We start from the raw sequence: 25,596 nt of genomic DNA on the forward strand, positions 1-25,596 counted from the left end.
CGCGCTGGCGTGTTCGCCGTATTTCTTGGCGCTCGCGGGAGCTGTTTCAGCATTCCCGAAGCCAGCCCCTAAGGCTAACCTAACAAGCATGACTCGACTCCTTTCTCCCTCCACGACCGATCGCGATTACTGGGCGATCGTGGACAACCTGACGCGACGCGGATTCTTCGGCGTCGGCGCGGGCGTCGCAGCGACCGCGTTTCTCGCCGCCTGCGGCAGCACGGAAAGTTCGACGCCCGCGAACGCGGAGACCTTCGAGTTCACGCGCGGCGACGAGAAGCTGATCATTCCGACGGACCCACAGAACGTGGTTGCCCTCGACGCGCGCGACGGCCTTGAATTGTCGATCCTCGCCGGATACCCGGTGACCGCCTACCCGACCGGCGCAGCCGAACACCTGCGCCGCGAGGTCCCGGATGCCACCGGAGTCGAGATCTTCGCCGAAGGTGCTTCGGATCCCAACTTCGAATACATCTCGACCCTCGGCGCAGACCTCCTTGTCCTCAGCGCAGGCTGGTGGGACACCGGGTCGTACGGCAACGACCGGATGCAGCAGATCGCACCGGTACTGCCCGTCGGCAAGGACTTCACCCCGGAATGGCGCAAGGTCATGTCGGACTTCCTCACCGGCATCGGGCGCAGCGATCGCGCCGAGGAAGTACTGGCCGAGTACGACGCCCATCTCGCTCAGGTCCGCCCGACCGTCGAACCGCTGATGGCCGGTAAGAAGGTTGCCTTCGTTGCCGCCGCAGAGGATCAGATCGCGTGGTTCCAGAACGATTTCCGCACCGCCGTCGCCGAGGACCTCGGGTTCGAGGTGCTCCGTGAAGGCCCCGACCTTCGCGTGATGCTCGGGTCGGAGCAGTTCAACCGTCTCGAAGAAGCCGACGTCATCTTCGCCTTGGATCGCGGCGCCTCCGGCAGCGTGTACACCTCGCCGACGTGGCAGCGCCTGCCCGCCGCACAGACCGGTCGCGTGATTCCGTTCGACTACTACAAGGCCGCGGGATACGCCTTGACTGCCAAGGTCTTGGTCGACGACTTGGCGGCCGGGATCAAGCGCTGACTACCTCTTCAGCAGGGCACGGATCGCGTCGACCACTTCGGTAGGCGCCTCCTCCGCCATGAAGTGACCAGCGGACAGCGTGCGGTGCTCGAGATCGGGCGCCCACGCTTTCCACAGGGCCTCGGCGTCGTAGCCGAGCATCGAACCCCAGTCCTGCTGGATGACCGTGACCGGCATGTGCAGTTGGTTGCCCGCATCGCGATCGGCCTGATCGTGTTCGACGTCGATGCCTGCCGACGCCCGGTAATCGGCAACGATCGACGGCACCGCCTCCCGTGAAGCCCGCAAGTATTCGGCCCGCACGTCAGCCGGAATTGCTTCGCGGTTCTGCGTCCACACGTCGAGAAAGTACTCGAAGAACGCGTCGGCGCTGGCGCTGATCATCTGCTCGGGCAGACCGGGTGGCTGGGCCATGAGATAAAGATGAAATGCAACGGCAGCATTCGATCCGTGCAGGATGTCCCACATATCCAAGGTGGGGAGCACGTCCAACGAACCGAGCTGCGTGATCACATCTAGATGATCCAGCCCCGCTCTGATGGCAACCAGTGCGCCACGATCGTGGCCGACGAGGGCGAACTTCTCGTGTCCCAGTTTCTTCGCCACCTCGACGATGTCGGTAGCCATTGTTCTTTTGGAGTAGGTGTTGGCGTTTTCCTCGATCGGTTTGTCGCTGGCTCCGTATCCGCGGAGATCCGGGCAGATGACGGTGTGATCCGACGCCAATGCGGTGGCGACGTGACGCCACATGAGGTGAGTCTGAGGGAAGCCGTGAAGAAGGACGACTGGTGTTCCGCTTCCACCGACCGCGACGTTGAGCCTCACCCCGTCTGTTGTAGAAATCTGCTGGTATTCGAAGCCTGGAATGGTGATCGTCATCGGTCGCTCTCGTTTGTCGGGGTGATGGCAAGTTGGGGTGATGGCAACCAGCCTCGCCGGAGTCGATGAGCATTCGATGAGCGCGATAACGTGGGCAAATGCGAGACCACACCTTTGAAGGCCCGGCTTTCGGAGTTCTTGGACCTGTGGTCGCGTGGAACGAGTCTTCACACCAGATCGATCTGAAGGGCCCACGACACCGAGCCGTCCTCGCTCGTCTGATCGTCGCCCGCGGACGTGTTGTTCCGGTGGACGTGATCGTCGACGACCTCTGGGTCGATCCTCCGGCCGGTGCGACCAGCGCAATACGTACGTTCGTTTCCGCACTGAGGCGCGCGCTCGAACCGGATCGCGCGCCGCGAACGAAGCCGAAAGTCATTATGACCGAGGGGCCCGGCTACGCCTTTCAGACGGCACCCGACGCGGTCGACGCTTGGAAATTCGAAAGACTGGTGCGTGAAGCCGCCGATTCGACGCCAGCGCAATCACTCGAACTGCTCCGAACGGCGCTCCAGCTGTGGAGAGGGCCAGCGTACGCGGAATTCACCGAAGAGCCTTGGGCACGATCGGAGCGATCGCGCTTGGAGGAACTGCGTCTGACGGGCGTCGAACGAATGGCGTCCACTCAACTGGAACTCGGGCAAGCCGCGGAAGCGATTCCCGATCTGGATGCCCATGTGACGGAACACCCTTGGCGAGAAGATGGTTGGCGATTGCTGGCTCTCGCACTGTACCGCTCCGACCGTCAGGGCGATGCACTGGCAGTCCTACGTCGCGCACGAAAGTTACTCGCCGAAGAGCTGGGCATCGACCCCGGTTCACGACTGACCGACCTCGAGTCCGACATTCTTCGCCGAGAGAACTACCTGGATCCTGTAGCGGCAGAACAGATCTTTGCTCGGGTGTCGGCAGCGTACGACCGGACCTTAGCGGCGGGATCGAAGTCGAGATTGGAGTCAACCGTAGGCCTGCTCCGAAGTTTGGCAGTTGCGGGCGGGAGCGGACTCGAGACTGCCCGAAACCAACGACTGACAATCATCGGTGCCGCTGAACAATTGGACGATGTCGAACTCACCGCACGGATCATCGGCAACTACGACGTGCCGGGAATCTGGACACGATCCGACGATCCTCGACAGGCTGCGCAGATCGTCGAGACCGCTCAGCGCACCCTCGATCGCCTTCCGGACGGCAACGAACTCGCTCGGGCCAGACTGTTGGCGACGATCGCACTCGAATCGCGCGGACTGCCCAGTGATCGTGGGCTCGAATGTGCCCGTGCTGCAGTACAGATCGGTCGCGCTCTCGACGATCCAGGACTCCTGGTGTTCGCTCTGAACGGGTTGTTCATGCAGACGTTCTGGACTACCGGCCTGGCCTCCGAGCGCGACGGCATCGGCCGTGAACTGATAGACCTCTCCGTTCGACACAGCCTGGAGACCTTCGAGATCCTCGGCCATCTGATCCGCATGCAAGCCCTCAGCGCACTGGGGCAATTCGATGCAGCAGAGCTACATGCCGAGACAGTTGATCGATTGGCCGGCCGTCACGAGCGGCCGTTGGCAGCGGTGTTCACCACCTGGTTTCGCGCAATGCGAACGGCCGCTACCGGCGCGGAAGCGGCGCACTGTGAGAAGCTGTACGAAGCTGCGGCGGTGAACCTTTCCGATTCCGGCATGCCCGGACTCGCGGACGGCATACTCCCTCTCGCAATTCTGTCACTCCGAGTGTGGCACGGTTTGCCGGCAACTTTCGACGCCACGACGCAGTGGGGCCCGTACGAACCCTGGGCCCGGCCACACCTCCTTCTCGCACACGGAAAGGTGAACGAGGCCGCCCAGGCGGTGGATGCATTGCCGGACCCGCCCAAAGACCTACTCTCCGAGGCACTGTGGTGCCTGACTGCTGCTGCGGCGATTGCAGTCGGCGACAGTCGAGCCAAGGAGCAAGCCCGAGCGGCACTCCTGCCTGCCGCAGCCGAAATTGCCGGCGCCGGAAGCGGAATGCTCACTGCGGGACCTGTCTCGTTCTATCTCGCGAAGCTGGGCTAGACCGGGCCCATCAGGTGAATGCGATCACCGTGTCACCCCATGCCTCCCGGATCTCGCGGTCGAGGTCAGCGACGACGGCATCGTGCTTGTCGATCAACAGTGTCGAGCGTGTGTCGGTGTCGTAAGTGGGCCACCCTGGATCTGTACCCAGTTCACGATCGGTCCCGGTGTCGTAATCACCTGCAGCTCTGGCGAAATCCAGCCACCGAGCCTGGATGCGCTCCGACACATGACGCGCCGCGCTCAGCCCACCCAATTTGTAGGTGATGTCCCGTGCTCCGTGATTGATGTTGCCGAAGACGTAGGCAAGTTCGGTGCCGTGGGTCGCACCGATCTTCAGCGCCTTGAGCATCGGCGGCGCGTAGTCGAATCGATACAACCACGTCGGTGCAATCTTGCCGTGCGCCTCGGCAATCCACAGTGTCGGCAGACGGAATCCGAAGTCACGGGTCAGACCGAGGCCGGCACCCAGCTTCGACAGCCCCGAATACGCACCTTCGATCTGGGAATGATCGGGTAACTCCAGCCCTGGGTGCTCGTCGGCGATCTCCGCGAACATCGACGTGATCACGACGGGATCGATCGGCATCAACGGCGACTTCATCATCCGGAAGAGCGAAGACTCATCCCTGTTGGTTCCGATGATGAGCGGAATCGGGTGCGCGTTGCCGTGACGGAATGCTCGCACCGGGTAGTCGGGGAGCAGATCACCGTCGACAATAGGCGCGAACGCAAGAGTTCCCGGTGTCTCCTGAGGGACGCGAGCAAACAATTCGTCCGAAGGCCCAACCAAGTCTTCGGCGGACGTGGACCGCAACAGGCCCAGATCGCCGCCGCCGCTGAAGATCTCGAGAAACAGCTTCGCGACGATCTCGCCACGTTCACTCCCGTATACCGAAGTAGCGGGAGAGCTTTCGGCGATGGCGCGATGAAACAGGCCACGCGCGGACGGCACGGTCATCAGCGTCGTCACGGCGCCGCCGCCTGCCGACTCACCGAACAGCGTCACTCGATTCGGATCGCCACCGAAGGCCGCGATGTTGTCCTGAACCCACTGCAGTGCTGTAATCATGTCGCGGAGGGCGACATTGGGCTCGAAGATATGTTCACTCGAGTTGAAGGACGAGAAATCGACGAAGCCGAACACCCCGATCCGGTAGTTGATCGAGACTACGACAACGTCACCGTTTTCAACCAATGTGGTTGCGTCGAAGAGTGGTTGGCTGGATGCGCCGCGGAAGTACGCGCCGCCGTGAATCCAGACCATGACCGGTTTACCCGGCGCATCAGAACCGACGGGGCCAGGCGCCCACACGTTGAGGAACAGGCAGTCTTCGTCCATCGGAACGTTCTCACCGAGCGGGATCATCGCGAGTCGACTTTGCGGCTCACATGGTCCGAATTCTGTTGCGTCCTGGATCTCGGTCCACGGCTGCGGCGGAACCGGCGCGCGAAATCGCAGCGGACCGACCGGAGGCGCCGCGTAGCGGATCCCCTTCCAACTCGATACCGCACCTTTCGTCGATCCTCGAACCGGCCCGTACGTTGTCTCGACTACCGGCGCTTCGCTGGGTGTGATCGTCATTCGGTTGCTCCTCGAGAATCCGTATGGGCATACGATGCTGCCAGCATCCGGTATAAAACGGACATATTTGCCGGATTCAATCTGCTGGCAGTCACGTAAGGCCATCGGCCAGGTCATGCGCCGGATTTCGTGAACTTCGCCAACTCTCGCAACCGGACCAGATCCCAGGCGTGCCTGGGTCGACGGAGGCCCGGACGATCTCGGGGGACTCTGACCCGTAGTGCTTGTGGGCTGACTGTGCACCTGACGGGAGTTGGCATCACGAGAGCCTCGCCGTCGACGCCGACCGGAATTTCGTCGGTGTCGGCGTCGATGATCACCTCGAATCCGGTGCCCTGAGCCAGACCGTGTTGATGCGCCCGATGGAGCAACCCGACGGCCTGACGGGCGCTGCCGACGGAGATCGCGACGATCCCGAGAGTGCCCCGGTCCAATCGCGGCCGATGTCCGAGTCCCGCCAAGTCGTTCATCTCGTAGGGTCCGTTGCTGATCAGCACCGCCTGGGGCCCGACCGCGGACACGCTCGGGGAGCGGGCGGTCAGTACCGCTCCGGCACGTCCGGCGAGCAGATCCGGGAGCATCTGCAGGAAGGTGCTGGTCTTGGCGTCGCGGTATTCCGGACTCTGGACGACCTCGGCGTATGCCCCGAACGATGCGTTGTTGACGAAGGTTCTACCGCCGACATTTCCCAGATCCACCGTGACCTCGACGCCGTCTACAAGCGCGTCGAGGCACCGTGACGGATCCTCGAGGTCGAGACCCAGATCCGCGGCGAAGTGGTTGCGCGTCCCGGCGCTGACGACAAGGAAGGGCAGGTCGTGTTCGGCCGCGACGGCGGCAACCAGTGCCTGAGTTCCGTCACCACCGGCAACGCCGAGCAGATCGGCGCCGTCCGCGACCGCCTGCCTGGCCAATGCCGTCACGTCGATCTTCTCCGGCCCCTCGAGCAGCACCACCGAGGCACCCAGTTCCTCAGCTTTGCGTTTCAAGTCGAACTTCTCGACCTTGCCACCGCCGGAGTTCGGGTTCATCACCAGGAACGGTTTGGTGGGCGGCGGTGCCGGTCGCTCGACCACCGGCAATTCCTTCTCCTCCCCCTCCAAGGCGGCGCGGGCGCAGATACCGGCTACGACGAGCAACCCGATCGCGAGCAGCACCACCCACAGGAGGCGTTCTCGGACCAGGAAGGTGAGCACCACGATCGGCGTCAGTACCGCCACCGCCAACGAGATCCAGCGGAGAAACCCGCGGGTCGTCAGAAACCAGTACACCGCTACGACGCAGACAATCACCCCGCCGATCCCCAGGAGCAGCATCGTCAAGGTCTTCAAGCCGGCGAAGACCAGAAGCACCGCAACCGCCAGAACCAACGCCGCAAATGACGCGCGCGCCAACCAACTCTGTTTCGACGAGGGCCGATCCGTGCGGACGGGGGTCGTCATCGAGCCACCTCCCGCAGTTCGCCTCGTCGGTTATTCAACTGTTGATGCTTCCGTGTCTGCTTCCTCAGGACTAGCCGATTACCTGCCCTCGGAAACCCACTTTTCATGCGCTGATACGTTATGACGACACCTCGTCATAAAAAGGAGAAAGCCCGTGACAACACCGTCGTCCGCAGCATGCGGATCTCCGGAAGCGCCCCTGACCGGGACTCGGAAAGTCGGTCTCCACGGACTGCGGTGGACGGCCTGGTTGGCCGGCGCGACAGGTCTCGCGCAATTGGCGTCCATCGGGCTGAACTTCACCGACACTGTCCGCGGAATCGTTCCGGCCACGTACCCGCCCGCAGATGTGCTCTGCAGCGTCGTCGCGCTCGTTCTTCTGGTCGCCCTGCTTGTCGGCCGACCCGACAGTCCCGCGATGTTGTCGGGTCTCGCCCTCCTCATGGCCATGCTGATGGCGCCGACCCTCCACAAACATGCACCCGAGTCGCTCTGGCTGGCGGCGGCGCACGCCGTCTCGGTCGTCGCCGTCATCATGTTGTCCGTGATGACTTCGCGGTTCTCCAGTGCCGAGTTGGATCGGTCGTGACACCGGATTCGCCCCTCTCGCTTGCAGCCGAAGAATGGATCACTGATCTGACTGCCGCGGAGATGGGGCGATTGCGCAAACGCACGACGCTCACCCCCGCCGAAGAGCAGGAAGTCTGCCGATCCGTACGCTCGATCGCGCAGAAGATGATGCTCGTACCGGTCTCGATGTGGCAAGGTGATCCACGCCTTGTTGCGGATCTCTTCGACCTCCCCGTGACCGTGAATCAGACCCAGGGGGATCGACCATGCCGAAGCTGACCGGTGGCGCGACAACCGCAGAACACAAGGTCGCCACCCGAGAAGCCATGCTGGACGCGTTCATTCGCGAACTTCACGAGCAGGGCTGGCAAAACGTGAAGCTGCAGACTGTGGCCCAGGCGGCCGGCGTCTCGCGGACAGCGGTGTACAACTACTTCCCCGACAAATCTGCTTTACTGCTCGCCTGGTCCACCCGCGAGATGGATAGATTCCTACTCCTGGCCGAGCGTGAACTCGCGGATCGCGAGAATCCTGTCGACCGAATCGAAATCCTCGTCAAACTGACGCTCGTCGAGTTCTCGCTGCAGCGATTCACGGGAATCGCGTTGGTCGAATTGTTGTCCGCGCAGGATCGCGAACGCTTTCTCGAACGTATTGTCCCGCTGTCGGTTCTGGTCGAACAACTCGTCCGGGAAGGTATCGACGCCGGTGTCTTTGTCGATTCCGATGCTGCCGCGTCCGCGCAACTTATCCTCGCTTGCGTGGAAAGCCGGCGCCCGATGCTCATGGCCGGCGACCGAGTGGACGCCGTCGTGGCGACCACCGTTCCGTTCATCATGCGCGCGTTGGGCGTCTCATGGCCGACTTCCCTTGCCGCCGATCCCACCGATCAGCCTGCTCACGATAGGTAGGATCACAGGTATGCACTTCGACCTCCCGCCCATCGATCAGCAGGCCGAGCGATTGATCGAACTCGGTATACACGAGATGGCCGGACTTTCTGCCAGCGACGTCAGGGCGGCCGCCGCAGCCGGACAAGGTGATGCGGGACTGCTTACCGTGCACGAAAAACTCGCTCCAGCTTCAGTTCTGACTCCACTGCTCGAGCACAAGAACAAACGCGGATTCGTTGTCGTCGACATGGAGGATGTTGATCTGTTCGCCCCCACCGAGCAGGCAACGCTGCCCGAAAGCGCTTTGCATCTGCTCGGTGGAGTCGACCGCGGGGACCACCTGTCCAATTGGAGCCCGGACGAGGCGCTGCCCGCAATCGTCGACGCAGAACGTACGCCGCTGACGCTTACCGAAGGCATCCACTGGTTGTTGCAGCGTCCCGACATACTCGAACGCGGAAAGTGCTTCATGACCATCGGTTCCCGATTACGTAAGCCTGACGGATCTTTCGACACCAGAACTCCCGCCGTGTGGATCAGCAACGGAACCGGTCGGGACGGCAAAGACAACCGCAACGCTCCGAAAATCGGGTGGTGTTGGTGGGGTAACCGACACACGTGGTTGGGCTTTGCATCGGCGAGCGACCGGGCACCGCTCCCGAACTAGAGCACGGTTGCGCGGTCGAATCGGTACCGATCCTTCCACGGCATCGCGTCCTCCAGCATTGCAGCGGCAGAGAGCAATTCCGCGTCACAACCCCATTTCGCCGAGATCATCACGCCGAGCGGAATACCGTCTTCCGTCCAACCGAGCGGCAAGCTGATCGACGGGAATCCAGTTGCGTTGGCGACGATGGTGTTTCCGGTGAATGCGACCATGTCGATCAGTTCGGTCGCGGGATCTTCGTCGTTACGTAGCTCCCCGATCGCCATCGGCGGCTTGGTCACCGTCGGGGTGACAACAAGATCGGCGTCGGCGTAGTCGAGGCTCCATCGCCTCGCCCATGCCTGCACCACACCGATCGCCGCTGCCAGATCGCCGGACGGCACCTCGCTTGCTTGAACTCGCAAGTGCTGCACTATCGGACGGAGAAGGTGTTCGTACTCTTCCGGGATCGGCTTGGTGCCGGCCAAGGATGAGAACATTTTGATGAAAGCATCAACGAAGACGTCATCGCGGGCTTGAGGTCGCTCGAACACGTTGTGTCCCAGACCCTCCAGTACAGAACCAACCTTCGATACTGCATCCGAGAGCTGCGGATCCACGACTCCGCCGGAGACCGACCCGTGAGCAAGAGCGACTGTCAAGGGGCGAGCTTGCACTCCCCCAGCCTGTACGACGAACTCTTCGAACGACTTCGGCCGAGGCGGGTGGATAGTCCCTGCGCCAGGTCGCGTCGCCAGAATATCCAGCAGCGCAGCGGTATCGCGGACCGTCCGGGCGATCGGCCCCTTGCTTGCAAAGCCGAAATTGTCGTGCCCTGCCACGCCCATCGTGATCAAACCGCGGCTCGGCTTGAGGCCCACCACACCGCACGCACTTGCCGGAGAACGCAACGACCCCGCCGTGTCACTTCCCTGAGCAAACGGCACCAGACCAGCGCCGACGGCGGCCGCCGCGCCACCACTGCTGCCGGCCGCACTTCGTGTGCGATCGAACGGACTGCGAGCGGGCGGAGCAACTTCCGGCTCGGTGTAACACGCCGCCCCGAACTCGGGGACCGTCGTCTTACCGATGTCGATCAGACCACCCTCGCGGATCGCCTCGACGATTTCGTCGTCGGCGTCCGGCACGAAGTCGCGAAAGAGAGCCGATCCGAAGGTCGTGCGGATGCCGCGAGTAGCGTCGAGATCCTTGATTGCCGTCGGAACTCCGAAAAGGCGCGGAAGCGGCCCGGCGCCCCGCTCGTCCAACCTGCGCTGGGCTTGTTCGGCAAGTGCAACCGCATGCGCTCCGGCAATAGTCGTGAATGCGCCGACGTCGTCGGAAGTAGTCGCACGGTCGATGAAGTACCTGGTGACCTCGGGAATCGAGACCTGCTTGGCGGCGATCACGCCGGCAAGGTCGACGGCGGACAGTTGATGGAGATCAGTCATCGGGCAGCACTCCTTGTAGGTCAATAGACACTTGTAATTTCGATACGCGTATCGCTATTGTTGTCAGCATGGTATCCGAATCCGCCGGCTCTGCAAGGGCAGGTCGACCAAAAGCATTGAGTCACAGACAGATTCTTGATGCCGCGGCAGAGATCGCCGATACGGACGGCCTGGATGCGGTGTCATTTCGAGTACTCGCCGAGCGACTCGGCATATCGCCGATGTCCGTCCACCGAACAACCGGCGGCATCGACGCCTTGAGGCGAGACCTGATCTCCACTCTCGTAGGAGAAGCCGTCTCGTCGATCGACTGGCCGACCGACTGGCGAGAGGTTGCCCGCACGTTCGCTTACGGCCTTCACGATCTCCTGATGCGCCATCCCCTGGTCCTGGAAGCCCATCGACAGGCATCACTGGAAGCACCCGGTGCCGACGACACCGCGCACCGTGTCGTGAGTGCCCTTTCTCGCGCCGGACTCGAGGACGAACAGGCCACGTACGCGTACGGCGCCCTGCATGATTTTGCGACCGGACACGTCGCAATTCAATTGGGACGCGGAGCTTTCGACAGCGCACCCGCTGATCGACGCGAGGCGTCGGTCTTCGCACTTCATCACGATCCCGCCCGAAGATTCGAATTCGGAGTCGCCCTCATCCTGGACGGTGTGGCGTCGATCGCGCAGCGAGGAAGCACAACATGACGAGCAGCGTGACGACAACCGAAATTCGTGACGCCTCGGGTCGTCGTATCACGTTCTGCGAGTAGGTGATCCGACTGGCCGCCCGGTAGTGGTGGTCCACGGATCACCTGGCAGCCGATACGAGGGTCTCTCGCTCGACAACGCGACTGCGACGGCCGACATACGGCTGATAGTCCCCGATCGCCCGGGCTTCGGACGCACAGATCCTCACATGGACAAGGGATTTCATTCCTGGGACGACGACTACGCCACCCTCATCGATCACCTCGAGTCGGGACTCGGCCACACTGATGGGCTTCTTCGGAGGCGGTGGTTATGCGCTCGCGGGAACGGGAGTGTTCTCGAAGCTACGCAGCGACTCCGTCTCGATCTGGCCGGCCGCCGATCAGGCCTTCATGACCGACGAGTCGCATCGCCCCGCCCTCCAATTGGATTCACCCGAAGGGATCGTGCAGGGCGGATACGCAGCGGTTGTAGACTTGGCTCGGTATCGCCACGAGGTGCCAGGTCTTCCCAATCCATCTCGGCACCAACGGTTTCCTGCATGAAACGAGGATGGGAACGTACCTATAGAAGTCGCCCGCTGGGCGCGCTTGTTGATCCCCGGCCCTCGCTTCGAAGAGGTCGACGGGGCGGTCATCTGTTCGTGGTCGCGGACCCCACTCCGCTGATCCGTGCCTCGCATAATTTCCCTTGACTCGAACGCATGTTCGAGTATGATTTGGGGAGGGGATCGGGGGATTTCAATGAGTGTCTTGTTGTCGGACGTGGTGTCTGGTTCTGCGGTGGGGTTGCGCGGACGGTTGTGGCAGTTGTCTGCTGCCGAGTTGCGTGCGGCTGCGGTGTCGGCGAGTGCGGAGATTCTTCGTCTGGAAGCGGTGCGGGTGGCGGTGGTGGACGAACTCTCGATGCGTCCCGATGATCAGGTGATTGCCAGCCGCGGTGTCGGTGCGTGGTTGGCAGGCAACACGATGCTGCAGGTTCGGGACGGGAAGAAGATCGCCGCCCTGGGCGCGGCGCTACGGCCGTTTCCGGCGGTGGCAGCGAGTTTTGATTGCGGGGATTGCTCGTTCGATCACGCCGTGCTGATCGTGGCGTTTTGTGAGTCCCCGCCGAAGGGGATGCCAGAGGAGGCGTTACCTCGCTGTATCGACCTGCTGCTCGCGGCTGCGTCGGGGGTGGAAGCGACGACGACGAAGGTACGGCACGTGATCGCGACCTTGGAGCGAGTGTTCGAATCGGATGAGATTCCGCCCGCCGAAGACGTGGACCGCAACGAGCTCCGTATCGCCTCGACGCTCAATGGCCGGGTGGTGGTGCGAGGCGATTTCGACGCCCTCACCGGCGAAATGCTGCTCTCCGCGTTGTCGAATCTGACGATGCCGACCCCGGCGCCCGACGGAACCCCCGACGCACGGTCGGCGGCGAACCGGACGGCGGACGGGTTCACCGAACTGATCCGCCGCTATCTGGACTGCGCCAAGACCGGTACCGACGGAGGCCAACGCCCGCACGTGAACGTGCACATCAACGCCCGGGGCCTCGCCGAGCATCGCGACTGCGCCGCAACACCGTCTGATGGTGGAGCGCCTCTACCGGATCTCGATGTCGGACACATGCCGTGGCTGGGACCGCTGTCGGTCTCACAGACGAGGTTGTTGGGGTGCGACTGTTTCCTCTCGACCGTCTTGCTCGACGATCACGGCGCACCCTTGGATGCGAAACCCGGAAAACGATTGGTCACCGCCGAACAACGCGTCGCCCTGATCGCCCGCGACAAAGGCTGCGCCTTCCCCGGCTGCACATGCGTACCGGCCTGGACGGACGCGCACCATATTCGGCACTGGGCCAACGGTGGTCCGACGGTCATGAACAACCTGGTCCTGCTGTGCCGTTCGCATCACCGGTTGATGCACCGCACATCCGGGTTCGCCGGAAAATGGGCGATCCGGATCGGCGCCGACAACAAACCCTGGTTCATCCCGCCGCCCTCGATCGACCCGCAGCAGCACCCGCGACCGGCGAACACCACATTCAAAACCTGAGAACGAACCTCAGGCACAACAGAACACGGCCCAGCACCGCATCGAGGAGATCTCGATGCGGTGCCAGAAGGCATGCTCAGCCCAAGTCGGCGACGATCCGCTCGGCGAGTGGCTTCGACGACGCCGGGTTCTGACCGGTGTAGAGCTTGCGGTCCACCACGACATAAGGCGACCAGGCATCCGCCTTCGAGAATTTGCCACCCAACTCGCGTAGTCGAGTTTCGAGCAACCACGGAGCCTTGTCCGCCAGACCAGCCTGCGTCTCCTCTTCGTTGGTGAACGAGGTCAATTGGTAGCCGTCGAACAGCCAGCTCCCATCGGATCTCTGGGCCGGCAGGAGTGCCGCCGGTGCGTGACAGACCGCCGAGACCACCTTGTCCGCGCCCAAAAAGTTCACGAGAAGCTCGCCGAAGGATGCCGACACCGCAAGATCCTCCATCGGTCCATGTCCACCCGGTACAAAAACCACGTCGTAGTCGGCGGCATCGGCGTTCTCGAGAATCTCCGGCGAATCGAGCACCGGCTGCAGATCGGCGATGTACTTGCGCATACGCTCAGCGCCTTCTTGCCCGCCGTTGACCTCGGGCGCCAGGCTTCCCTCGTCCACAACGGGGGCTTTACCGCCAGGCGTCGCGATCACGATGTCGTAGCCGGCGTCGACGAAAACGCGATGCGCCTCGACCAGTTCTTCCGCCCAGTACCCGGTCGGGTGGGCCGTTCCGTCCTTCAGCGTCCAGTGATCTGCAGAAGTAACTGCAAACAACAGCTTTGTCATCGCGCAACCTTTCGTCGTAGTCAGGAACCCTCGTAGTCAGGAACCCTCGTAGTCAGGAACCCGGAGACACGAAACCCCGGAGAACACTCCCTTGGATGAAACGCACTCATCGGGAGGGAATTCCGCATCGCCGGTTCCAGTGCGACTTCTCACCAACGGGGCATGCAACCCGTCATACCCACTTGCCAGCTCGAGCATCTGGGTCAAGCAGCGCGATCAGGCCAAGACGAAGGCCACGGCAAAAAGTGTCCAGGCGGCAGCAAGAACCGTCGACGCCGCAGTAACTGCCCCGGTCACGGCAGGTCGAGTGCTGCGGTTGCGCGCGGCGATGATCCCGACCGTCATCAAGGTCAGCGCCATCAGGAATGACAGAACCACGATTTTCACCAGCAACCCCTTCGACGTCGGCCAACAGAACCGGAAACCATTTAGATAATACACAAATAGATCGTGCATTACTCAAATCAGAACTCCGTCAGGTAAGTCTTGACAACATTTGATTCAAACTGTCAGGCTAGTCCTGACGAAAGGAGAACTTCTCATGGAAGACCTGATCGAGCACGCCCTGACCGCAAAGATCGATACTGCCGCTATTGCGACGGCCAACGCCGCGATCGCCGAGGCCGGCGCTCAGGCGGACAAAATTGTCGGTACGGATCCCCTGCCTGGCAGCCCCGAATGGGAGGCGGAACAAGACACCGATATCCCGGCGCAGCGTCAGATCGCTTGGCAGTTGGCATGTTTCCGGATCCAGCTTGCCGCGGGCATCGATTCGACGGCAAGCGTCATGAGCCTGCGTAGATTCGGCGCAACGTGGACAACCATCGGCCGCGCAGCCGGAATGACCCGACAGTCCGCGCATGAACGGTGGGGTCGTCGCGTATCGGACATGCTCGACCCATACGGAGTCGGAATACCGCCCATGGTGCCGAATGACGACCCGACTCAGCCCTGACTACAAATCGCGTAACCACTGATCGCGTGACTACTGATCGCGTGACTACTGATCCGGCAGAAGCGCATCTGCTTTCGCGACCAGCACTGCGCGCTCACGCTCATTCCCAGCCAGCCGGACTGCTTCGAGGAGTTCGGTTCGAGCTTCCTTGGATCGGCCGAGCTGACTGAGCAACTCACCCCGAACGCTCGGAAGCAGGTGGTAGCCGGCCAGTTCACCTGAAGCGACAAGCTTGTCGACGAATTCGAGCGCAGGGGCAGGACCGTATGCCATGGATACGGCCGCCGCATGATTGAGGTCGACCACGGGCGAAGGCGCCAGTTGCGCCAAAGCCTCGTAGAGAATGACGATCTTCTTCCAATCGGTGTCATCGAAAGTTGCTGCTCGCGCGTGACATTCGGCTATCGCGGCCTGCAAACCGTACGGACCGCGTCCACGCCCGACTGCGTCAGCCCGCTGCAGCGCGGCAAACCCCCGTGCGATCTGAAGGCGATCCCACCGAGTCCGGTCCTGGTCCGCAAGCAGGATGGGTTCACCCGTCGAAGTTGTCCTGGCACCGAATCGCGACGCTGTCAGTTCCATCAACGCGACGAGGCCGTGCACCTCGGATTCCCCCGGGACCAGTTCGGCCAGTATCCGAGCCAGCCGCAGCGCTTCAGCACTCAGATCCGCGCGCATCCACTCGTCCCCAGAGCTGGCTGCATAGCCTTCGTTGAACACCAAGTACAACACTCCGAGTACGGAGCCCAACCTTCTCGAAAACTCTTCTCGCCCTGGAACTTCGAATACCGCTTTCGAGGCGGTCAATGTCTTCTTCGCGCGTACGATCCGCTGCTGCACTGTCGCGGTCGGCGTCAGGAACGCTTTGGCGATTTCTTCCGTAGTCAACCCGCCGACTACCCGAAGTGTCAAGGCTACCTGCGCTTTTCGATTCAATACAGGGTGGCAGGCAATGAATATCAGCCGAAGGACGTCGTCGTCGATCCGATCCGGATCCCAGCTGACGTCATCGAAGCGCGAAGCGTCGTTCTCGAGTTCACGCGCGAAGTGGGCGTAGCGTTCGTCCAACCTCTCGCGTCGTCGCCACCCGTCAATTGCCCGTCGTGTCGCAACAGACGTCAGCCAGGCAGCTGGATTTCGCGGGACCCCGGTGGCAGGCCACTGCTCGACGGCTTCGAGCAGAGCCTGCGCAGCCAGGTCCTCGGCAAGATCAAGATCGCCGACGGTGCGAGTCAACGTGGCGACGATCTTTGCGGATTCGATACGCCAGACCGCGTCGACAGCCGCTCTCGTTGCTTCTCGCACCGCCTCGTCGGACATGGTTCAGCCTGCGACCGGGCGATCGGTGCCGAGCTCTTCGCGCCAGCCGGCTTCCTTCTGGATGTACTCGTTGTCCTGATCGAAGTCCGACATCTCACTCACCCGGCGCACCTCGAGCTTGCTTCCCGGACCCAACGGGCAGCGCTTTGCCCATTCCAAGGCTTCATCCTTGGTGGACGTCTGAATGATCCAGAATCCCGAGAACAACTCCTTCGTCTCCCCGTACGGGCCGTCGGAAACCAGCGGAGGATCGGACTCGAAATCGACGATGAATCCCTCCTCCATGGCCAGTCCCTCACCGGCCAGAAGGACACCGGCCTTGATCAGGGATTCGTTGTACTGGCCCATCGCGGCGATGATCTCGTCGAAGTCCATGTCCTTGGATGCTTCGATGGCCGCGTCGGTGGAACGCATGATCAGCATGTACTTCATGAGAATCTCCTTCGTTTGTGGGCCGTTCCGTTCGGCCCCTCTGCCTACACGTCGAACGGCGCACTCACCGATCGACAAACTTCCGAAAGTTTTTTTCCGAGGACAAAACCGCCGGCCTGGATGCGCTGCTCACGCTATCGGCAGACGGGTCGTCGGGCAGGTCAGAAGTCGAGAAATCCCGGCACAACTTCACGAACGAGGCCAGTCGCGTCAGTGCTCCCGTAGAAATACACCGACCCGTAACCGACTAGGTACTCCTCCGCGAACTCGGGTTGCGACTGCAGAATCGGCTGACCAGCGAAAACCTGCGGGGCCGCCGACCTATCCGTGCCCCATTTTTCGAATCGCCCGAATCCACCCCGAGATGTACTCTGTCCACCGGCGTCATCCTGGGGAGATCCGACGGGCGTCGGAGAAGACTCTTTGATTTCCTACAGACCGCTGGTGACGTAGGCCACATTCAGGCTCGATGATGAGTGCATGACAACATTTCCCAATCTCGACCCCGAACTCGCCGCAGCACTCACCATGCTCCCGAAGGTTGACTTCTCGGACCTCCCCAACGCGCGGGCAACCTACGACGCTCTGGTCGGCACCATGCTGGCCGACCTGTCATTCGACGGCGTCGCGCTTCGTGAACTATCCGCTCCTGGCCTGGACGGCGATCCGGAGGTCACGATTCGCTTCTTCACTCCGGACAACACCACCGGCCCTGTCCCCGTTGTGCTCTGGATCCATGGCGGCGGATTCGCAATCGGCACCGCAGAGTCCAGCGATCCACTTTGCGTCGAGGTAGCGCGCGAACTCGGATTCGCCGTTGCCAACGTGGAGTACCGCCTCGCCCCCGAAACCCCCTTTCCGGGGCCGATCAACGACTGCTACGCCGCACTCACGTACATCCACGCGCACGCCGAGGAACTGGGTGTCGATCCCAGCCGCATCGCAGTCGGCGGGCAGAGCGCAGGCGGCGGACTGGCCGCAGGCACTGTACTCAAAGCCCGCGACGAGGCCGTTGTGCCCGTGGCATTCCAATTCCTCGAAATCCCTGAACTCGACGACCGTCTGGCGACGGTCTCGATGACGAACTTCGTCGACACACCGTTGTGGCACCGCCCCAACGCCATCCTGTCGTGGAAGTACTATCTCGGCGAGTCGTATTCAGGTCCCGAGGATCCTGACGTCTCCATTTACGCTGCGCCATCCCGGGCTACCGACCTCACAGGTCTGCCACCGACCTACCTGTCCACCATGGAGCTCGACCCGCTCCGCGACGAAGGAATCGAATACGCCCTTCGACTGCTGCAAGCGGGAGTCAGCGTCGAATTGCACTCCTTCCCCGGAACCTTTCACGGGTCGGCACTAGTCGCGACCGCAGCTGTCAGCGAAAGAGGTGCCGCCGAAGCCCTCACTGCGCTCCGGAGAGGGTTGCGTTCGCTGTCGCCAGTCTCGTAGCGTTGCGAGATGCAAGGACTGATGTACCGGCTTGCCGAGCTCGATGCAGACTCGGCAGGCCTGGTACGCGTCATCGATTACTTCGACGCCCTCGTGCGGCACGGCTCCGACACCGCATCCTTGCTTCGGGCGAGCGCGCAGTTGGCGGACTGCATCGTGGGCATCGAGATCATCGAACACGGCAGAAGCAAGAAGAGTAGGCGCCGTTGTGACCCACGCGGCCGATGGTCCCCCGAACCCCAGCTCCCACCGAGCATGTCCAGAGACATCACCGTCGACGACGATGTTCTCGGGAAAGTGTGGATCGAGCGCCCTGGTGCCCACTTGCCGCTCGACGAAATGCTCGTCGACCGGATGGCCCTGACCGCAGCGATAATCCTGCAACCCCGACGCTTGCCTACCGAAGCCGAGCACACTCGAAATCTGTTGTTCCCGATGGATGAACTCGCGGTGCTCACCTCCTGTGCCGGTCTCGGTATCGAACCCCATACCCCAGTCCGTGTAATGGCAACCAAGGCAGTCTCAGATACGGCCCTCGGCACTGCACGCCTTGTTTTTTCGCCAGATTGCACACCCGGCAGAGCCGCTGGGATAGAAGCTGATGGCGAGTATCTGAATCTCGTGACGGGTTCGTTCGCACCGACAACCGAGCTGGCCGAGGCAGCACTGTCGTCATCCATTCGCGCCGGAATATCTTTGGCTACTTCCGCTTCCGAAGTGAACATGATACTCAGCACTGCACGATTCGCTCGTGCACAGGCGTCAGCAACAACACCGATCGTGAACGCCGACGATCTCGGCGCACTCAACCTCCTGGCACCGGGATCGCACATCGATCACTCGCGGATACCGGATCTAGTTCTTGCCAAAGCGATCGGCGATTCCAAACAGGGATTCGAATTACTCGAAACCTTGAGGGCATACCTTCAATCCGGAACATTGAGGGCCGCAGCCGATTCCATGCACCTCCACCACAGCAGCGTCGCGCACCGATTGGCAAAGCTGTCCCAGCACGTCGGATTCCACGTCGACACCATCGAGAATCGAGCGCGCGCAACGGCGATGATGCTGGTTCTCGACGGCGGATAGCTCCCACCCAGCATCACAGGCACTACGCAGTAGTCGACGATCTTTCCCGTTCAGCCAGCGCAACGAACGGCGCAAGTGCTGGATTCGGATTATCCGGGCGATAGGTGACAGCAACATCGAGAGTTGGTTGCTCACCGGCGATCTCGCACAGATGGATACCTGGGATGCGGAGCATCCGTGCCCGACCCTGCGGGATCGGCGCAATTCCCACGCCGTCCGATACGGCATGTAGGACCTGCTCGTCGTCAGCTTCGAATCGAACGATATTGGGAGTGCTGTTCGGCCAAAGCTGTTCGAGCGTGCGAGAATACATTCCGGGCGCATTGGCCTCGGGCCAGAACACAACGGGAACGTCCACCAAATCTCCCAGTTCGAGTGTCGCTCGACCCCCGAACGGATGATCTACGGGAACCGCGACCAGGATGGGTTCGGTGACGAGGACGATCAGGGGAAGTTCACGATCGCCGTTATCGAGTGGCGGGCGGACGACGGCGATGTCCACGGCTCCATTCCGGACGAGGTCGACTGTCTGCGCCGAAGTGCCACGATGGACGACAACTTCGACGCCCGGGTACAGCTTTCGATACGTGCTGACCAGATCCGCGACTGCACCGCCTGCCCACGAGCGGGTGTACGCGATGCGCAGTTCTCCATCCACGCCGCGTGCAGCCAATCGAACTCGCTCGACCGCCCGCTCCGCACACCCGAGCAAAAAGCGCGCCTCTCGTACCGCCACTCGGCCGGCGTCGGTGAAGGTGAACTGCGGACCCCGACGATCCACCAAAGGCACGCCGAGTTCGCGCTCGAGAACCTTGATCTGCTGACTGAGTGCCGATTGCGCTACGTGGACGTTGGCGGCGGCGCGAGTGAAGCTGCCATGATCCGACAGAGCGATCAGATAGCGGGCGCGCTGCAGGTTCATACGGCGATTATAAGAAGAACAGATGGTGGTGTCACTACTTGGTCTTGGACAGGGGATCACCTGAGGTCGGAGGATCGTGTTCACGATGCTCTACCGCTTCTCCCCCGAAGAATTGTCACCCGAACGATCACAAGGTTGCACATGAACCCCCGAACACTCGTCGAACCGCGCGAACCTGGAGCGGACGCGAGGCTCCTCGACGCCATCGCGGGGATCGTCGGCGAAACGCATGTCCTCACCGATCCCGAACTGATCGAGGGCTACACGCGCGACTGGACGGGACGTTGGATCGGCGACGCGATCGCGGTCATCCGTCCTGGTAACACTGCCGAAGTATCTGCCGTCCTTCGAGCATGCTTCGACGCGGGGGTACCTGTGACGCCCCAAGGCGGCAACACCGGACTGGTCGGTGGCGGAATCGCCTCGGCCGGGTCCGTGGTGCTGAGTACCAGGCGTTTGGAGACGATCGAATCCGTCGATCCCATCGGCCGGACAATCGCAGCCGGCGCCGGCGTGACCGTTGCTCGCGCCGACCTGGCCGCATCTGCACACGGCCTTCGGTTCGGAATCGATTTGGCATCAAAGGAATCCGCGACACTCGGCGGCATCGTCGCTACCAACGCCGGTGGTACGCGCATGGTCCGATACGGAAATACGCGGGCACAGATACTCGGTATCGAGGCTGTGCTCGCAGACGGTTCCGTCTTGAGCAGATGGACGCCACTCGTCAAAGACAATGTCGGATACGACATTCCAGGCCTCCTTGCCGGTAGCGAGGGAACCCTTGCCGTCATCACCAAAGTCCTGATGAAGCTGGTCACCCCCGCGACCGACACCCAGGTCGTACTCGCCGGTGTAAGCGACGTCGATCAAGCGTTGCATCTGTGTAATCGCGTGCGCCAGAGCGGATTGACCGTCGAAGCCGCCGAAATCATGACTGACGACGGCATCGACCTCGTCTGCGCACACACCGATGCCCGTCGTCCGTTCGGCGCCCCTTCACCGATGTACACACTCATCGAGGTTTCGTCACCGCGCGAGACGGAAGAGTCACTCCTCGAAGTTCTCTCCGCCTCTGCCGATCTCATCGAGGACGCGACGGTCGAGCCCGGACCCGCTCGAAAACTGTGGACCCTGCGGGAGAGCCACACCGAAAGCATCAGCGCTTCGTCGACGACACCGGTTGTAAAGCTCGACATCTCCGTGCCCTTGTCCGTGATGGGCATGTTCATCGAGAGCCTTCGAGAGGCACTGGCCGAGCGATTCCCCCTCGTGCGGCCAATCTTGTTCGGGCACTTCGCCGACGGAAACATTCACGTGAACCTCCTGGACGCCGATCCGGGGGTCGCACACGAACTGACCGATACGGTGTTCCAACTCGTCGCCGTCCACCATGGAAGCATCAGCGCCGAGCACGGGATAGGTCGCGCGAAGTCTCCGTGGATAACGCTGGGGCGCACGAAGACCGACATCGCCGCGATGCAGTTGATCAAATCGTCCTGGGACCCGCATGGAATCCTCAATCCTGGAATACTGTTGCCGAAAAAGGTCGAGTAAGCAAAAGGGGTCTCGTGCAGGATCTTTACGTCGTCACTCATCCTCATGCCGAACACACAGCGCAGGACGTAGTCGGCGGTTGGCACAATTCGATTCTCACCCCTGCCGGTCGGCGCGATGCAGAATGATCGCCGAAGCGCTGAAGCGACGACGCACAGGAACTTCGCGCCCGATCCGCATCACCTCGTCCGACCTCTATCGTTGCGCCGAGACATCCACGATCATCGCCCGGACACTCGACACTCCGGTGACAACGGATTCACGATTGCGCGAAATCAGCTTCGGAGAAGCCGAAGGACGCCCGAACTCGTGGCTCGCCCAGCGCCAGGTGCCGGCTCCCGACAACAACCGCCTCGATCACCGTGGCCCCGTTGCCGGCGCCGAGACTCGCCGAGAAATCGCATCGAGGGTCGGCGAATGCATTCGCGAACTGATGAACGATCTCGATCACGATCACATCGTCGTAACACACGGCTTTGCACACACATTCGTCGTCTCGGCCTGGCTGCAGCTTCCTGCCGAAGCGGGCGGCTTTGCAACCTTCGCGACCACGCCGGGGGCCATCACTCATCTCCGACACGACGACTACTGGCGCAATCGAACTCTCGCGCAACTAGCCGATACCTCGCACCTGGACTGTGGCACGATGGCCTGATGCGCCATGTCTCCGACGACGAACGCCGTGCACGCATCGGCGTACGGCATGCGCTGGCTCCCTCGTTCCGCGTCGATTCTCCGGAAGCTGCGACTCGGGCGATGACGGTGCTTCACGCCACCGAGTCAGCGACGGTCTATCTGTCTTGCTAGGGGCGACCGCAGACATCATGCGCGCACCAACACCGGCCGCTTCCCCATCTCACGCCCACTGTGGACTCTCGCTCGACACTGGCTCGACGACGGCCGCGCCGACCTCGAATCCGCCGACCTCGAACCCGGGGACGGATACCGAGAAATAGTCCGACGCTGGCTCTACACCTTCGGACCTGGGACGGAAGACGACATCGTCTGGTGGCTGGGCTCGACGAAGACGGTCGTCCGGGCCGCTCTCGCCGAACTCGATGCCGTTGCAGTCTCACTCGGCGGCGGCGGCACCGGTTGGTTGCTACCGGATGGTGTCGCCGAAGTCTCCGATCCGGGTCCCTGGGTGGCGCTCTTACCAGTGCTCGACCCGACGATCATGGGATGGAAGGACCGCGGCTTCTATCTCGGTCCACACCGCAACCAACTCTTCGATAACCGCGGTAACGCCGGCACCACCGCATGGGTCGATGGTCGCGTCGTAGGTTGCTGGATCCAAGACGAGGCCGGTGTGGTGCACGTTCGATTGCTCGAGACCGTGCCGGCGTCTGCGCGACGTTCTCTCGACGCCGAGTCAGCGCGCCTCACCGAGTGGCTGGGCGGCGTCAAGATCGGCACCGGTTACGTCTCGCCGGCGATGAAGCAAGAAGTTCTGAAACCTTCCGCCGGCACGAGGGTCCGGTGACCACAGTGAGGGTCGCGAGCCCCGATCGAGTCAGATCCCGATTGCCAGATCCAAGCCCAGTCCGTCGAACGCGCCCTTCGGTTACGTTCGGTGCCGCGCGCCGCCGAGCCGAGCACTCGGGTTCTTCACATCCACTGGACGAGTTGCCACACGATTCCGTTGGGGTCGACGAACTGGCAGTAACGCTCGCCCCACGGTTCGGTCTCCGGTTCGGTGACGACGGAAGCGCCTTCGGCGGCGATGCGGGAGAACTCGGCGTCGAGATCATCGACCACGAATGCAATGAGCATGCCCTGCCCGGCTGGACCTGCGACGAAGTCGGGCTTGAACGTCCCGAGGCCGGTGCGCAGGAAGACCACGTTGACCCCCGCATCGGGATGATTCAGGGAAACGAAGCCGTCGTCGGCCATGGCCTCGGTGAAGCCGAAATAGGTTTTCGCGAAGCGGGCCGACGCGTCGGTGTCGGCAACGTTCAAGGACAGAGCAGTGCTGGTGATTTTCATCGTGGCCTCCATGATCATAAACCTTGTGCAGTGCATAACGTATGCACTGTATAAGGTATACCACGGTTGAGGTATTCCCGATTCTTGGAGATGACTGATGGCACGCGAACTGATCGACCTACTCTGGCGCGATCACCCCCTCGCGCCGAAGGGTGGCGCCCGAGGCCCGCGTGCGAAGGTCACGACCTCGCAGGCGGTCGACGCTGCGCTCGCCCTCGCCGATGCCGAGGGGCTCGACGCCGTGACCGTGCGTCGCCTCGCCACCGACCTCCGCATCTCGGGAATGGCGCTGTACACCCACGTCGGATCCCGCGACGATCTGCTGGTGCTCATGGTCGACGCCGTACATGGAAACGGCCCACGCCTGCCGTACGGAAACATGACCTGGCGCCAACGTGTGCGCCGGGTCGCCGAGGAAGAACTTGCCCACTATGCAGAGCATTGGTGGCTCCTCGACATCACCGACCAACGCGCCGCGTTGGGTCCGGGAACCATCGCGAAATACGACCACGAACTACATGCCTTCGACGGCACGGGACTGACCGACATCGACCGGGACTCCGCCCTGACATTCGTAGCCGACTTCGCCCGATCCTCGGCGCAAGCGCGGCGCCCTGACCCTCGAGCAGCCGACATGGCCGAGGTGTGGTCCTCCTGGAACCAGCGTCTGGCCGCTTACCTCGACGACGACTTCCCATTGGCGCAGCGAGTCGGCGGCGCGGCCGGCGAAGCCAAGAACACCCCGTACAGCCCCGAGGCGGCGTGGGAGTTCGGACTGGATCGGGTCCTGGACGCCCTGGAGGGCCTTGTTCACATCGAATGACTTGTTCACATCGAATGACTAGTTCACATCGAATGACTAGCTCACATCGAATGACATTCTTGCGATTCGTGGGCGAGAATATGTCCGTGCCGCGCTTCGGTTGGTCTCGACGGTCTGGTGGCGACCCCTCGTTGTTCGAGCCACGAGAGCTGTTGCACGCCTACGAGAATCGATCGACCCGAGAGGTACGAGGTTCCGGCGAGCTTCTGATCGAGATTCCGCTGAGCGACGCGAGCATCTTGGAGATCACCATCCTCGATCCCTCTGCGGACTGGATCGAGTCCCGAGTCCGAGGGCTCTGCAGTTCGCTGGACAACATCGACCGACGGGCTCAACGCGTTCTCCGTGGGGGATTCAGCATCGGCTGGATCGAACTCGAATCCGAGCGAGACGGCATCATCGACTACTGGGAAAACGGGGTGAACAACGAATACCCCCTCGCCATCATGTGGAACGGAAATGCCTGGGAAGAAGCGCCAAACACCTAGCCCTGAATTCAGGGGCATACATCCGCCAAGACGGGGTAGACGAGTAGATACCAACGGCTCATCGACCGAGCACATCGACTCAACTCCTGCGGTGGTGAAAAATGTTTCTCAGCGACCAGTCGATCCGTCGCCACACCCGCCGTTTCGGAGCAGCGCTGACGCCTTCTCACAAGTGGCCTCCCCCGACCGAAACACAGCTCGTCGCGCGCTGGAGTGAAAGATCGGAGATGCTCGGTGCGCTGTCGGTGCTCCTGTTCTGGGCTTTCGGCTTCGGCATCCTGTTGGGTGCCGGCGCGATTACAACAGGGATCTTTGCGCTCCGACGTCACCCGAGGAGGTTTGGCGGGCATCTGCGCTCGAATGCCCGCCAGCTGCCATGGGACGCAATAGTCGGCCTCTTCACCGGATTCATCGGTCTTGCACTGAGCGGGTGGTTCTTCGTGGTGGTCCTGCCCAACATGTAGCCCT

Annotated in this window: 29 protein-coding genes and 1 pseudogene; 20 read left to right on the forward strand and 10 right to left on the reverse strand. The window is 62.1% G+C overall.

Translation table 11 applies throughout. The annotated features are described in order from the left end of the window. Positions 1-88: 88 nt before the first annotated feature. Positions 89-1,066 (forward strand): ABC transporter substrate-binding protein, encoded by a 978-nt coding sequence (locus QM716_RS22250; RefSeq protein ID WP_283306290.1) that lies wholly within the window; start codon positions 89-91, stop codon positions 1,064-1,066. Here QM716_RS22250 and QM716_RS22255 read toward each other — a convergent pair whose 3' ends face one another. Then, the gene (locus QM716_RS22255; protein WP_283306291.1) at positions 1,067-1,945 is read right to left on the reverse strand and encodes an alpha/beta fold hydrolase; all 879 of its coding nucleotides are present in this window, start codon (positions 1,943-1,945) and stop codon (positions 1,067-1,069) included. It abuts the gene before it with no gap. Positions 1,946-2,043: 98 nt separating this feature from the next. On the opposite strand from QM716_RS22255, the gene QM716_RS22260 reads away from it, so the two are divergent. Continuing rightward, positions 2,044-3,996, forward strand: a complete 1,953-nt coding sequence (locus tag QM716_RS22260) for an AfsR/SARP family transcriptional regulator (protein ID WP_283306292.1) — start codon at positions 2,044-2,046, stop codon at positions 3,994-3,996. Between the two features lie 10 nt (positions 3,997-4,006). Here the strand turns inward: QM716_RS22260 and QM716_RS22265 are convergent, their stop codons facing one another. Next, positions 4,007-5,581 (reverse strand): carboxylesterase/lipase family protein, encoded by a 1,575-nt coding sequence (locus QM716_RS22265; RefSeq protein ID WP_283306293.1) that lies wholly within the window; start codon positions 5,579-5,581, stop codon positions 4,007-4,009. A gap of 113 nt (positions 5,582-5,694) precedes the next feature. Continuing rightward, complete coding sequence (locus QM716_RS22270; RefSeq protein ID WP_283306294.1) at positions 5,695-7,023, reverse strand: diacylglycerol/lipid kinase family protein; 1,329 nt, start codon at positions 7,021-7,023, stop codon at positions 5,695-5,697. Between the two features lie 154 nt (positions 7,024-7,177). Here QM716_RS22270 and QM716_RS22275 point away from each other — a divergent pair, with 154 nt between their 5' ends. The 4 genes from QM716_RS22275 to QM716_RS22290 are packed head-to-tail and all read left to right on the forward strand — an operon-like array spanning position 7,178 to position 9,153. Beyond that, positions 7,178-7,612 (forward strand): hypothetical protein, encoded by a 435-nt coding sequence (locus tag QM716_RS22275; protein WP_283306296.1) that lies wholly within the window; start codon positions 7,178-7,180, stop codon positions 7,610-7,612. After that, entirely contained in the window at positions 7,609-7,872 is a 264-nt protein-coding gene (locus QM716_RS22280; RefSeq protein ID WP_283306297.1) for a hypothetical protein, read from the forward strand. The genes QM716_RS22275 and QM716_RS22280 overlap by 4 nt, the downstream gene beginning before the upstream one ends. After that, complete coding sequence (locus QM716_RS22285) at positions 7,860-8,504, forward strand: TetR/AcrR family transcriptional regulator (RefSeq protein ID WP_283306299.1); 645 nt, start codon at positions 7,860-7,862, stop codon at positions 8,502-8,504. Before QM716_RS22280 ends, QM716_RS22285 begins: the two co-directional genes overlap by 13 nt. A gap of 10 nt (positions 8,505-8,514) precedes the next feature. Beyond that, a complete protein-coding gene (locus tag QM716_RS22290) occupies positions 8,515-9,153 on the forward strand; it encodes a DUF5701 family protein (RefSeq protein ID WP_283306300.1) in 639 nt (212 codons plus the stop codon). Here QM716_RS22290 and QM716_RS22295 read toward each other — a convergent pair. Continuing rightward, entirely contained in the window at positions 9,150-10,583 is a 1,434-nt protein-coding gene (locus tag QM716_RS22295; RefSeq protein ID WP_283306301.1) for an amidase, read from the reverse strand. The genes QM716_RS22290 and QM716_RS22295 overlap by 4 nt on opposite strands. Before the next feature lie 116 nt (positions 10,584-10,699). On the opposite strand from QM716_RS22295, the gene QM716_RS22300 reads away from it, so the two are divergent. From QM716_RS22300 to QM716_RS22310, 4 genes and pseudogenes are all read left to right on the forward strand, one after another. Continuing rightward, entirely contained in the window at positions 10,700-11,284 is a 585-nt protein-coding gene (locus QM716_RS22300; protein WP_283306302.1) for a TetR/AcrR family transcriptional regulator, read from the forward strand. Between the two features lie 91 nt (positions 11,285-11,375). Then, positions 11,376-11,489: pseudogene (locus QM716_RS29285) on the forward strand (alpha/beta fold hydrolase); the annotation flags it as partial. Between the two features lie 85 nt (positions 11,490-11,574). Beyond that, on the forward strand, positions 11,575-11,832 hold the full coding sequence (locus QM716_RS22305; RefSeq protein ID WP_283306303.1) for a hypothetical protein: 258 nt from the start codon (positions 11,575-11,577) through the stop codon (positions 11,830-11,832). A gap of 198 nt (positions 11,833-12,030) precedes the next feature. Next, entirely contained in the window at positions 12,031-13,329 is a 1,299-nt protein-coding gene (locus tag QM716_RS22310) for an HNH endonuclease signature motif containing protein (protein ID WP_283306304.1), read from the forward strand. Positions 13,330-13,405: 76 nt separating this feature from the next. Here the strand turns inward: QM716_RS22310 and QM716_RS22315 are convergent, their stop codons facing one another. Both QM716_RS22315 and QM716_RS22320 read right to left on the reverse strand, forming a co-directional pair. Then, on the reverse strand, positions 13,406-14,104 hold the full coding sequence (locus QM716_RS22315; protein ID WP_283306305.1) for a type 1 glutamine amidotransferase domain-containing protein: 699 nt from the start codon (positions 14,102-14,104) through the stop codon (positions 13,406-13,408). A gap of 216 nt (positions 14,105-14,320) precedes the next feature. Next, positions 14,321-14,491, reverse strand: a complete 171-nt coding sequence (locus tag QM716_RS22320) for a hypothetical protein (protein ID WP_283306306.1) — start codon at positions 14,489-14,491, stop codon at positions 14,321-14,323. A 154-nt stretch (positions 14,492-14,645) separates the two neighbouring features. Between QM716_RS22320 and QM716_RS22325 the strand changes: the two genes are divergently transcribed. Further along, a complete protein-coding gene (locus tag QM716_RS22325) occupies positions 14,646-15,059 on the forward strand; it encodes a hypothetical protein (protein ID WP_283306307.1) in 414 nt (137 codons plus the stop codon). Between the two features lie 45 nt (positions 15,060-15,104). Here QM716_RS22325 and QM716_RS22330 read toward each other — a convergent pair whose 3' ends face one another. Together QM716_RS22330 and QM716_RS22335 are read right to left on the reverse strand one after the other, a co-directional pair. After that, positions 15,105-16,379 (reverse strand): RNA polymerase sigma factor, encoded by a 1,275-nt coding sequence (locus tag QM716_RS22330; RefSeq protein WP_283306308.1) that lies wholly within the window; start codon positions 16,377-16,379, stop codon positions 15,105-15,107. A gap of 3 nt (positions 16,380-16,382) precedes the next feature. Beyond that, positions 16,383-16,811, reverse strand: coding sequence for a YciI family protein (locus QM716_RS22335; protein ID WP_283306309.1), 429 nt, complete (start codon positions 16,809-16,811; stop codon positions 16,383-16,385). A gap of 480 nt (positions 16,812-17,291) precedes the next feature. Between QM716_RS22335 and QM716_RS22340 the strand changes: the two genes are divergently transcribed. Both QM716_RS22340 and QM716_RS22345 read left to right on the forward strand, forming a co-directional pair. Then, positions 17,292-18,263, forward strand: a complete 972-nt coding sequence (locus QM716_RS22340; protein WP_283306310.1) for an alpha/beta hydrolase — start codon at positions 17,292-17,294, stop codon at positions 18,261-18,263. 9 nt (positions 18,264-18,272) lie between these two features. Then, the gene (locus tag QM716_RS22345; RefSeq protein ID WP_283306311.1) at positions 18,273-19,352 is read left to right on the forward strand and encodes a helix-turn-helix domain-containing protein; all 1,080 of its coding nucleotides are present in this window, start codon (positions 18,273-18,275) and stop codon (positions 19,350-19,352) included. Positions 19,353-19,374: 22 nt separating this feature from the next. Here QM716_RS22345 and QM716_RS22350 read toward each other — a convergent pair whose 3' ends face one another. Further along, positions 19,375-20,274, reverse strand: coding sequence for a LysR family transcriptional regulator (locus tag QM716_RS22350; protein WP_283306312.1), 900 nt, complete (start codon positions 20,272-20,274; stop codon positions 19,375-19,377). Positions 20,275-20,415: 141 nt separating this feature from the next. Here QM716_RS22350 and QM716_RS22355 point away from each other — a divergent pair, with 141 nt between their 5' ends. From QM716_RS22355 to QM716_RS22370, 4 genes are all read left to right on the forward strand, one after another. Further along, positions 20,416-21,831 (forward strand): FAD-binding oxidoreductase, encoded by a 1,416-nt coding sequence (locus QM716_RS22355; protein WP_283306313.1) that lies wholly within the window; start codon positions 20,416-20,418, stop codon positions 21,829-21,831. Positions 21,832-21,955: 124 nt separating this feature from the next. After that, the gene (locus QM716_RS22360; RefSeq protein ID WP_283306314.1) at positions 21,956-22,486 is read left to right on the forward strand and encodes a histidine phosphatase family protein; all 531 of its coding nucleotides are present in this window, start codon (positions 21,956-21,958) and stop codon (positions 22,484-22,486) included. Continuing rightward, positions 22,486-22,638, forward strand: a complete 153-nt coding sequence (locus QM716_RS22365) for a hypothetical protein (protein ID WP_283306315.1) — start codon at positions 22,486-22,488, stop codon at positions 22,636-22,638. The genes QM716_RS22360 and QM716_RS22365 overlap by 1 nt, the downstream gene beginning before the upstream one ends. A 58-nt stretch (positions 22,639-22,696) precedes the next feature. Further along, on the forward strand, positions 22,697-23,314 hold the full coding sequence (locus QM716_RS22370) for a DNA glycosylase AlkZ-like family protein (protein WP_283306441.1): 618 nt from the start codon (positions 22,697-22,699) through the stop codon (positions 23,312-23,314). A 125-nt stretch (positions 23,315-23,439) separates the two neighbouring features. On the opposite strand, the gene QM716_RS22375 is transcribed toward QM716_RS22370, so the two are convergent. Next, positions 23,440-23,817: a VOC family protein gene (locus QM716_RS22375; protein WP_283306316.1), complete on the reverse strand. Its 378-nt coding sequence runs from the start codon at positions 23,815-23,817 to the stop codon at positions 23,440-23,442. Positions 23,818-23,914: 97 nt separating this feature from the next. On the opposite strand from QM716_RS22375, the gene QM716_RS22380 reads away from it, so the two are divergent. From QM716_RS22380 to QM716_RS22390, 3 genes are all read left to right on the forward strand, one after another. Beyond that, entirely contained in the window at positions 23,915-24,640 is a 726-nt protein-coding gene (locus QM716_RS22380; protein ID WP_283306317.1) for a TetR/AcrR family transcriptional regulator, read from the forward strand. A 68-nt stretch (positions 24,641-24,708) separates the two neighbouring features. Next, positions 24,709-25,128 (forward strand): hypothetical protein, encoded by a 420-nt coding sequence (locus QM716_RS22385; protein WP_283306318.1) that lies wholly within the window; start codon positions 24,709-24,711, stop codon positions 25,126-25,128. A 101-nt stretch (positions 25,129-25,229) separates the two neighbouring features. Next, positions 25,230-25,592: a hypothetical protein gene (locus QM716_RS22390; RefSeq protein WP_283306319.1), complete on the forward strand. Its 363-nt coding sequence runs from the start codon at positions 25,230-25,232 to the stop codon at positions 25,590-25,592. Positions 25,593-25,596: the final 4 nt, after the last annotated feature.

It is taken from the genome of Rhodococcus sp. IEGM 1409 (assembly GCF_030056735.1).
In the GTDB taxonomy this organism is placed as follows: domain Bacteria; phylum Actinomycetota; class Actinomycetes; order Mycobacteriales; family Mycobacteriaceae; genus Rhodococcus_F.

Coding starts and splice junctions, on each gene's coding strand:
- QM716_RS22250 (WP_283306290.1), top strand. CDS start 89: ATGACTCGACTCCTTTCTCCCTCCACGACCGATCGCGATTACTGGGCG.
- QM716_RS22255 (WP_283306291.1), bottom strand. CDS start 1,945: ATGACGATCACCATTCCAGGCTTCGAATACCAGCAGATTTCTACAACA.
- QM716_RS22260 (WP_283306292.1), top strand. CDS start 2,044: ATGCGAGACCACACCTTTGAAGGCCCGGCTTTCGGAGTTCTTGGACCT.
- QM716_RS22265 (WP_283306293.1), bottom strand. CDS start 5,581: ATGACGATCACACCCAGCGAAGCGCCGGTAGTCGAGACAACGTACGGG.
- QM716_RS22270 (WP_283306294.1), bottom strand. CDS start 7,023: ATGACGACCCCCGTCCGCACGGATCGGCCCTCGTCGAAACAGAGTTGG.
- QM716_RS22285 (WP_283306299.1), top strand. CDS start 7,860: ATGCCGAAGCTGACCGGTGGCGCGACAACCGCAGAACACAAGGTCGCC.
- QM716_RS22290 (WP_283306300.1), top strand. CDS start 8,515: ATGCACTTCGACCTCCCGCCCATCGATCAGCAGGCCGAGCGATTGATC.
- QM716_RS22295 (WP_283306301.1), bottom strand. CDS start 10,583: ATGACTGATCTCCATCAACTGTCCGCCGTCGACCTTGCCGGCGTGATC.
- QM716_RS22305 (WP_283306303.1), top strand. CDS start 11,575: ATGGGCTTCTTCGGAGGCGGTGGTTATGCGCTCGCGGGAACGGGAGTG.
- QM716_RS22310 (WP_283306304.1), top strand. CDS start 12,031: ATGAGTGTCTTGTTGTCGGACGTGGTGTCTGGTTCTGCGGTGGGGTTG.
- QM716_RS22315 (WP_283306305.1), bottom strand. CDS start 14,104: ATGACAAAGCTGTTGTTTGCAGTTACTTCTGCAGATCACTGGACGCTG.
- QM716_RS22325 (WP_283306307.1), top strand. CDS start 14,646: ATGGAAGACCTGATCGAGCACGCCCTGACCGCAAAGATCGATACTGCC.
- QM716_RS22330 (WP_283306308.1), bottom strand. CDS start 16,379: ATGTCCGACGAGGCGGTGCGAGAAGCAACGAGAGCGGCTGTCGACGCG.
- QM716_RS22335 (WP_283306309.1), bottom strand. CDS start 16,811: ATGAAGTACATGCTGATCATGCGTTCCACCGACGCGGCCATCGAAGCA.
- QM716_RS22340 (WP_283306310.1), top strand. CDS start 17,292: ATGACAACATTTCCCAATCTCGACCCCGAACTCGCCGCAGCACTCACC.
- QM716_RS22345 (WP_283306311.1), top strand. CDS start 18,273: ATGCAAGGACTGATGTACCGGCTTGCCGAGCTCGATGCAGACTCGGCA.
- QM716_RS22350 (WP_283306312.1), bottom strand. CDS start 20,274: ATGAACCTGCAGCGCGCCCGCTATCTGATCGCTCTGTCGGATCATGGC.
- QM716_RS22355 (WP_283306313.1), top strand. CDS start 20,416: ATGAACCCCCGAACACTCGTCGAACCGCGCGAACCTGGAGCGGACGCG.
- QM716_RS22360 (WP_283306314.1), top strand. CDS start 21,956: ATGATCGCCGAAGCGCTGAAGCGACGACGCACAGGAACTTCGCGCCCG.
- QM716_RS22365 (WP_283306315.1), top strand. CDS start 22,486: ATGCGCCATGTCTCCGACGACGAACGCCGTGCACGCATCGGCGTACGG.
- QM716_RS22375 (WP_283306316.1), bottom strand. CDS start 23,817: ATGAAAATCACCAGCACTGCTCTGTCCTTGAACGTTGCCGACACCGAC.
- QM716_RS22380 (WP_283306317.1), top strand. CDS start 23,915: ATGGCACGCGAACTGATCGACCTACTCTGGCGCGATCACCCCCTCGCG.
- QM716_RS22390 (WP_283306319.1), top strand. CDS start 25,230: ATGTTTCTCAGCGACCAGTCGATCCGTCGCCACACCCGCCGTTTCGGA.